Below are 562 nucleotides of genomic sequence, written 5' to 3' on the forward strand. Positions count from 1 at the left end.
CAGGTTTCGGGGCCGAAGACGGCGCTGGTTTCATAGGTCTGCTGGTCAATATAGGAATCCCAGCAGAAGACAATGTACTGTGGGGGCTTGTTGACTTTGTTGAACTGATCGCCAAAACCATGCGCGTTTTCAGCCCATTCTTTGACGGAATCAGGGTCGGGAGAAGCCTGGTCAAGCGTATTAAACGTATACAGATAACCATCGGTGTCGATAACTCTTGCGTGGTTGACCATTGAGGGTAATTCATAGGGGGTGATAAAAGCGAAGATCCACTTACCGTAAGGTAGGGTCCAGTCGCCGCTGGCGGCCTGTTTTGACTGTAAAGGGTGAGACTGATGTGGGCTGCAGCCTGCAGCGGCCAGTAACAGGGCAAGTATCAGTAGTTTGCGCATTTTCATCCCTCTTAATCCCAGTTGCCATAGGGGTAGGTTTTACCGTTGATAAATGCCTGCGTTGACGGGAGGAAGGTAAAACTGCCGCCTGGGACGACGTAGTCTTTACACAGGGTCAGGTCCTTGCCGGAGCGGGTTGTCAGTTTCAGGGGCGTGACCGGCAGGCTGGG

General features: G+C 52.7%; 1 protein-coding gene. It reads right to left on the minus strand.

The window, feature by feature from the left end; all coding sequences use genetic code 11:
- Positions 1-398: DUF2931 family protein (locus OGY09_RS00995; RefSeq protein WP_286589797.1), on the minus strand; the 398-nt coding region annotated here is incomplete at its 3' end.
- Positions 399-562 lie beyond the last annotated feature (164 nt).

This window comes from Citrobacter sp. Cpo071, assembly GCF_030332765.1.
In the GTDB taxonomy this organism is placed as follows: domain Bacteria; phylum Pseudomonadota; class Gammaproteobacteria; order Enterobacterales; family Enterobacteriaceae; genus Citrobacter; species Citrobacter portucalensis.